The organism is Halomonas kalidii (genome assembly GCF_030010475.1).
Lineage (GTDB): Bacteria > Pseudomonadota > Gammaproteobacteria > Pseudomonadales > Halomonadaceae > Halomonas > Halomonas heilongjiangensis.
Window position 1 is genome coordinate 1 of record NZ_JASCQN010000044.1, and the last position, 6,857, is coordinate 6,857.

Annotated in this window: 6 protein-coding genes; 3 read left to right on the top strand and 3 right to left on the bottom strand. The window is 67.2% G+C overall.

Annotated elements, in window-relative coordinates:
- The 3 genes from QLQ85_RS14685 to QLQ85_RS14695 form a co-directional block, all read left to right on the top strand.
- The coding region (locus QLQ85_RS14685; RefSeq protein ID WP_282739683.1) for an FAD-binding protein at positions 1-366 on the top strand (366 nt) is incomplete at its 5' end.
- Positions 363-485, top strand: a complete 123-nt coding sequence (locus QLQ85_RS14690; protein WP_282739684.1) for a hypothetical protein — start codon at positions 363-365, stop codon at positions 483-485. The genes QLQ85_RS14685 and QLQ85_RS14690, both read left to right, overlap by 4 nt.
- 129 nt (positions 486-614) lie before the next feature.
- The gene (locus QLQ85_RS14695) at positions 615-1,958 is read left to right on the top strand and encodes a YjiH family protein (RefSeq protein WP_282739685.1); all 1,344 of its coding nucleotides are present in this window, start codon (positions 615-617) and stop codon (positions 1,956-1,958) included.
- Positions 1,959-2,078: 120 nt separating this feature from the next.
- Here QLQ85_RS14695 and QLQ85_RS14700 read toward each other — a convergent pair whose 3' ends face one another.
- The 3 genes from QLQ85_RS14700 to hutU form a co-directional block, all read right to left on the bottom strand.
- Positions 2,079-3,425, bottom strand: coding sequence for a Na+/H+ antiporter family protein (locus QLQ85_RS14700; RefSeq protein ID WP_282739686.1), 1,347 nt, complete (start codon positions 3,423-3,425; stop codon positions 2,079-2,081).
- 68 nt (positions 3,426-3,493) lie between these two features.
- Positions 3,494-5,041 (bottom strand): histidine ammonia-lyase, encoded by a 1,548-nt coding sequence (hutH, locus tag QLQ85_RS14705; protein ID WP_282739687.1) that lies wholly within the window; start codon positions 5,039-5,041, stop codon positions 3,494-3,496.
- Between the two features lie 206 nt (positions 5,042-5,247).
- Positions 5,248-6,857 (bottom strand): urocanate hydratase (gene hutU, locus QLQ85_RS14710; RefSeq protein ID WP_282739688.1); only part of this gene is annotated, 1,610 nt, incomplete at its 5' end.

Below are 6,857 nucleotides of genomic sequence, written 5' to 3' on the forward strand. Positions count from 1 at the left end.
CCCGAGCTGGGGGCCGCCCGGGTGGTGATCTCCGGCGGCCGCGGCATGGGCAGCGGCGACAACTTCGCGCTGCTCGACGGCATCGCCGACAAGCTCGGCGCGGCGATCGGCGCCTCACGGGCCGCGGTGGACGCCGGCTTCGTGCCCAACGACATGCAGGTCGGCCAGACCGGCAAGATCGTCGCCCCGGAGCTGTACATCGCCGTGGGTATCTCGGGCGCCATCCAGCACCTGGCCGGCATGAAGGACTCCAGGGTGATCGTGGCCATCAACAAGGACGAGGAGGCGCCGATCTTCCAGGTCGCCGATTACGGGTTAGTGGCGGATCTGTTCGAGGCGCTGCCGGAACTCGAGGGCAAGCTGTGACGAAGATCGGGATCTTGCAGGTCGCGCTCTCGACAACTAACGGCCTGGTCGCCGACCTCTTCGAGGCGCTGCCCGCGCTGGATGAAAAGCTCCAGCGGAGCATGCCTTTGTCCCGGTGAACCAGTAAGCGGCGTAACCGTTGCCAGGCCTGGATCGAAACGGTGACGCCTTTCCCTTAACCCTCATTCACGACCCGGTCGCGCCGAGGTGTCTATCAGCGCGACCCTACCACCCCACGGAGATACACAATGAACAAACTCGAGGTGGCTCAACCCGGCACTGCTGGTGCCCTGAAGGCACTGGTTGGCAGCCTGATCGGACTCGGCATCTTCTTCGTTCCCCTCCCGGTGGGGGAAGGGGAGAGCAAGATCCCGCTGGTCATGATCATCGACTATGTGAAGGAGTTGATTGGCGGCTCCATCAATTATCTCACGCTTGGCATCATCGGCTTGCTGTGCCTGACCTGGCTGTTGTCACGCGTCTCCAGCCATGAAGGTATCCGCGAATATCATCGCAAGGATAGCGTGATAAGTGGCCTGACTTTCTTCCTGGCCGCCTTCTTCGCAGTACTACTGGTGTTCAACATCGGCCCCGACTGGTTGCTGCACGATGACGTGGGCGGATTGGCCCTCTATCTGGGCGGCAGCGTCTTCCTCACCGTGACCATTGCCGGCTTCTTCGTTCTCTTCCTCACCGAGTTCGGCTTCCTGGAGTTCATTGGCACCCTGATGGAGCCGCTGATGCGTCCGCTGTATCGCTTGCCCGGCCGTTCCGCGGTGGATGCGGTCGCCTCCTTCGTGGCGGCACCCGCCGTGGGCATCTTCATCACCAACAAGCTGTACACCGGTGGTTACTACACCCAGCGGGAGTCGGCCAGCATCGCGACCAACTTCAGCATCTGCAGCCTGGGCTTCTTCGCCCTGCTGGCCTCCATCGGCGGGATAATGGAGTACCTGCCGCACATGATCGTCGTGTCCTTTCTGATCAACTTCACGCTGGCAGCCATCGTGGTGCGGATTCCGCCGCTGTCCCGCAAGCAGGATGTCTACTACGAGGGCCGTAAGCAGACCGCCGATGATCTTCGTGACGACGATGAGCGTCATATCCTGGCCCGTGCCTGCTCGGCCGCGGCTGCCCGTGCTGCCCAGACACGCCCCGAAGCCCTGTCTCGTGGCTTCTGGGAGGCCATCACCTTCGCCCAGAAGATCGTTGCCTTCATCCTGTCCATCGCTACCCTGGCACTGCTGCTCGCCACTTACACGCCGGTGTTCGATTACCTCGGCGTCGTGGTCGAGCCGCTGATTCACCTGATGCAGCTGCCGGATGCCGAGGCGATCGCTCCTACTGTGCTGGTGTCCATCGCCGAGATCGCACTGCCGGTCATCATCATCTCCGGGGCCGAGGTCAGTCCCATGGCGATCTTCTTCGTCTGCACTCTCTCGACGGTTCAGATCATCTTCTTTACCGAGAGCGCCAACGCCATGCTGGAGTCCAGTATCCCGCTGTCGGTCATGGATCTGGTGGTGATCTTCCTGATCCGCACCCTGCTGGCCATCCCCCTGGTGGCCCTGGCGACACACCTGATCTTCTGACCTGGAGCGCGTTATTCACCCTCCGCAACGAGAAGGAGGGGGGAATTGCCCCCTCCTTGCCGATTCATTTCCCCGAAGACCAGCCAAGGAAAGGAGCAAATGAGTGACTGCCAGCGGCAATCAGAGCATCATCGCCGCCAGCCAGCCGAAGGCAATCAGCGGGATGTTGTAGTGCAGGAAGGTCGGGACGACCGAGTCCCAGATATGGTCGTGCTGGCCGTCGGCGTTGAGGCCGGCGGTGGGGCCCAGCGTCGAGTCCGAGGCCGGCGAGCCGGCATCGCCCAGGGCGGCGGCGGTGCCCACCAGGGCCACGGTGGCCATGGGGGAGAAGCCGAAGCCCAGCGCCAGGGGCACGTAGAGCGAGGCGATGATCGGGATCGTCGAGAACGACGAGCCGATGCCCATGGTGATAAAGAGGCCGACCAGCAACATGACCAGCGCGGCGAGACCCTTGTTGTCGCCGATCAGTTCGGCGGAGCCGGCCACCAGCCCTTCCACCTCGCCGCTGGCCTGCATCACGCTGGCGAAGCCCGCCGCGGAGATCATGATGAACCCGACCAGGGCCATCATGCGCATGCCTTCGGTGAAGATGCCGTCCTGCTCGTGCCAGCGGAACACCCCGCTCATCGAGAGCAGGGCGAAACCGAAGAGGCCGCCGAGCACCATGGAGCCCGACAGCAGCTGGATGGCCACGGTGCCGCCCAGGGCAACCGACAGCACGCCGAGCTGCCAGGGCGCCAGGTGACGGGCCGCCTCGGCCGGCGTCTCGTCGCCGTGGGCCAGGTCGCGATCCTCGTAGTGGCGCGGCTTGCGGTAGCTCCACAGCACCGCCATGGCCAGGCCCAGCGCCATGCCGCCGATGGGAATCACCATGGCCAGGGGCACCATCTGGCGGGTCACCTCCAGCCCCAGCGCCGCGCCGCTCTCGTTGAGATTGGCCAGCAGGATGTCGTTGAGGAAGATCGAGCCGAAGCCCACCGGCAGCAGCATGTAGGGCGCGGTGATGCCGAAGGTGATCACGCAGGCGGCCACCCGTCGGTCGAGCCGCAGGTGGTTCATCAACTTGAGCAGCGGCGGCACCAGCACCGGGATGAAGGCGATATGCACCGGGATCAGGTTCTGGGAGCTGACCGCCGCGGCCAGCAGGGCGCCCAGCAGGGTGTAGCCGACCAGGCGGCGATTGCCGCTGTCGTCATCGAGATTCAGGCCGCGAATCGCCCGGTCGGCGAACTGTTCGGTGATCCCGGAGCGCGACAGGGCGACGGCGAAGGCGCCGAGCACGGCGTAGGAGAGGGCGATGGTGGCGCCGTTGCCGAGACCGTCGTTGAAGGCGTCGAGGATCTCGGCGAGCGGCATCCCGGCGTAGAGGCCGCCGACCAGGCTGGCGGCGATCAGCGCGAAGACCACGGAAACGCGGGCGAGACTCAGGGTGACCATCACCAGGATGGCCAGGACGATGGCATTCATGTGCAGGCTCTTGTCGTTGGGTGGCGTGCCGGAAGACGCCCCACGGCGGGGTGCCGTGGGGCGGGGGCTCAATGGCTGGGCAGCAGCTCGGCTGGCACCAGCGGGCTCAGGGTGCGCGCTGCGAGCAGCTCGGTCGCGGCCTCGATGTCAGGGGCGAAGAAGCGATCCTTGTCGTAATGGGCCACGCGCTCGCGTAGCGCGTGGCGTGCCCGTTCCAGCGGCTCGGTGGTGGTGAGGCGCTGGCCACTCCCCTCCCTTCGGAAGTCGAGCCCCTGGCAGGCGGCCAGCCACTCGATGGCGAGGATGCCGCGCACGTTGGCGGCCATCTCCCACAGCCGCTTGCCGGCGGCCGGGGCCATGGAGACATGGTCCTCCTGGTTGGCCGAGGTCGGCAGGCTGTCGACGCTGTGGGGATGGGCCAGGGCCTTGTTTTCACTCGCCAGGGCGGCGGCCGTCACCTGGGCGATCATGAAGCCGGAGTTGACCCCGCCGTTCTCGACCAGGAAGGGCGGGAGCCGGGACATGTGCTGGTCCATCATCAGCGAGACGCGCCGCTCGGTGAGCGAGCCGATCTCGGCGATGGCCAGGGCCAGGTTGTCGGCGGCCATGGCCACCGGCTCGGCGTGGAAGTTGCCGCCGGAGATGATGTCCCCCTCGTCGGCGAACACCAGCGGGTTGTCCGACACCGCATTGACCTCGATGGCCAGCACCGCGGCGGCCTGGCGGATCTGGGTCAGCACGGCCCCCATCACCTGGGGCTGGCAGCGCAGCGAGTAGGGGTCCTGTACCTTGCCGCAATGGACGTGGGAGTCGCTGATCTCGCTGCGGCGGCCGAGTAGGTGGCGATAGCCCGCGGCGGCGTCGATCTGCCCCGGCTGGCCGCGCACCTCGTGGACGCGCGCATCGAAGGGCGCCCGTGAGCTGAGCGTCGCCTCCACGGTCAGCGAGCCACACACCGTGGCGGCGGCGTAGAGGTCTTCGGCCTCGAACAGCCCCTTGAGGGCATAGGCTGCGGAGACCTGGGTGCCATTGAGCAGCGCCAGGCCCTCCTTGGGGGCCAGGGAGAGCGGCTGGAGGCCGGCCACTTCCAGCGCCTGCTTGGCCGGCAGCCACTCGCCTTGGTGGCGTGCCTTGCCTTCGCCGAGCAGCACCACGCTCATATGGGCCAGCGGCGCCAGGTCGCCGGAGGCGCCCACCGAGCCCTTGAGCGGGATATGGGGATAGACCTCGGCATTGATCAGTGCGATCAGGGCGTCGAGCACCTCGCGGCGAATGCCCGAGAAGCCGCGCGCCAGGCTATTGACCTTGAGCACCATGATCAGCCGCACCAGGGCGTCCTCCATGGGCTCGCCGACGCCGGTGGCATGCGACAGCACCAGGGAGCGCTGCAGGTCTTCCAGGTGTTCCTTCTCGATGCGGGTCTGGGCCAGCAGGCCGAACCCGGTGTTGATGCCGTAGACGGTGCGGTCCTCGGCCACGACGCGGTTGACGCAGTCGACGCCGCGCCGGATGGCCGCGTTGGCGCCCTCCGGCAGGCTGACCGGTACATGGGCCTCATGGACCCGGCGCGCCTGGGCCAGGGTCATCTTGCCGGGTTGGATCTCGAGATGGGTCATAACGGGGATTCCTGTCTGCCACTTGGGCTTATTTCAGCACCTCGCTGGGTCGGAGCTGTTCCGGGGGCAGGCCTGCGAGGAGGCGCTGTGAACCCCTCCCTGGGCGCTACCGATGCCTTCCCTGGCATCGGACCTCCTCTTCGGCCTGCCCCCGGCGCTCCTTGCCAAGACGGGGTGCGTTGCAATGTCGTGATAAAGGGGGCTCTTTACTTATCGAGCATCGGCAGGTCGAGATCGTTCTCGCGGGCGCAGGTCTTGGCGATCTCGTAGCCGGCGTCGGCGTGGCGCATCACCCCGGTGCCCGGGTCGTTGCGCAGCACCCGGCCCAGGCGGGCATGGGCGTCGGCGCTGCCGTCGGCGACGATCACCACCCCGGCGTGCTGGGAGTAGCCCATGCCCACGCCGCCGCCGTGGTGCAGCGAGACCCAGGTGGCGCCGCTGGCGGTGTTGAGCAGCGGCCAGTCGGAGACGGCGTCGCTGCCGTCCCGCATCGCCTCGGTCTCGCGGTTGGGGCTCGCCACCGAGCCGGAGTCGAGGTGGTCGCGGCCGATGACGATGGGCGCCTTGAGCTCGCCGTTCTTGACCATCGCGTTGAAGGCCTGGCCGAGGCGGGCGCGATCCTTGAGGCCCACCCAGCAGATGCGCGCCGGCAGCCCCTGGAAGGCAATCCGCTCGCGGGCCATGTCCAGCCAGTTGTGCAGGTGCGGGTCGTCGGGGATCAGCTCCTTGACCTTCTGGTCGGTCCTGTAGATGTCCTCCGGGTCGCCGGACAGCGCCGCCCAGCGGAAGGGGCCGATGCCCTGGCAGAACAGCGGGCGGATGTAGGCCGGCACGAAGCCGGGGAAGGCGAAGGCGTTCTCGACCCCTTCCTCCTGGGCCATCTGGCGGATGTTGTTGCCGTAGTCGAAGGTCGGCACGCCCAGCGCCTGGAAGTCGAGCATGGCCTGGACGTGCACCGCCATGGACTGCTTGGCGGCCTTCACCGTGACCTCGGGCTCGGTCTTGCCGCGCGCCACGTACTCGTCCCAGCTCCAGCCCGACGGCAGGTAGCCGTGCAGCGGGTCGTGGGCGCTGGTCTGGTCGGTGACCATGTCCGGCTTGACGCCACGCTTGACCAGCTCGGGCAGTACGTCGGCGGCGTTGGCGCACAGCCCGATGGAGACCGCCTGGCCCTCGGCGGTGTAGCGCTCGATACGGGCCAGGGCGTCGTCGAGGTCGGTGGCCTGCTCGTCCAGGTAGCGGGTGCGCAGGCGGAAGTCGAGGCGCGACTGCTGGCACTCGATGTTCAGCGAACAGGCGCCGGCCAGGCTCGCCGCCAGGGGCTGGGCGCCGCCCATGCCGCCGAGGCCGGCGGTGAGGATCCAGCGGCCGGAGAGGTCGCCGGCGTAGTGCTGGCGCCCGGCCTCGACGAAGGTCTCGTAGGTGCCCTGGACGATGCCCTGGGAGCCGATGTAGATCCACGAGCCGGCGGTCATCTGGCCGTACATCATCAGGCCTTTCTTATCCAGCTCGTTGAAGTGCTCCCAGTTGGCCCAGGCCGGCACCAGGTTGGAGTTGGCGATCAGCACCCGCGGGGCGTCCTTGTGGGTCTCGAACACCCCCACCGGCTTGCCGGACTGGACCAGCAGGGTCTGGGTGTCCTCCAGGCGCTGCAGGGTCGCGACGATGGTGTCGAAGCACTGCCAGTCGCGGGCGGCGCGGCCGATGCCGCCGTAGACCACCAGGTCCTCGGGGCGCTCGGCGACGTCGGGGTGGAGGTTGTTCATCAGCATGCGCAGCGGCGCCTCGGTGAGCCAGCTCTTGCAGCTGCGCTCGG